The sequence below is a fragment of the Frankia sp. CcWB2 genome, assembly GCF_977927585.1.
On the sequence record NZ_CDWRCM010000108.1, the window covers coordinates 10,644 to 11,076 of the forward strand.

Genomic DNA, 433 nt, shown 5'->3' on the forward strand with positions numbered 1-433 from the left:
CTCCCACACCGCCGCCCTGCACACCCCCTACACCGACGCCCCCCATACCTGCGCCACCACCCACCTCGACGCCGACACCATCCGCGACGCCGTCCTCGACTGCGCCGACGCCGGCCTGCAGGCCGGCTTCCACGCCATCGGCGACGCCGCCATCACCACCGTGCTGGACGGCTTCGAAGCCGCCGCCACCACCCTCGGCCACAACCGGATCACCGCCGCCCGCCACCGCCTCGAACACGCCGAAATGACCACCCCCGACCACCTGCCCCGCATCGCCGCCCTCGGCCTCGTCGCCAGCGTCCAACCCGCCTTCGACGCCCGCTGGGGGGGCGAGAACGGCATGTACGCCACCCGCCTGGGCCCCACCCGTGCCGCCGCCATGAACCCCTTCGCCGCCATGAACCGCGCCGGCATCCCCCTGGCGTTCTCCTCC

Annotated in this window: 1 protein-coding gene; it reads left to right on the forward strand. The window is 74.1% G+C overall.

What is annotated here, in order from left to right; genetic code table 11:
* Nucleotides 1–433 (forward strand): amidohydrolase family protein (locus ACY45C_RS12800; protein WP_462187846.1); only part of this gene is annotated, 433 nt, incomplete at both ends.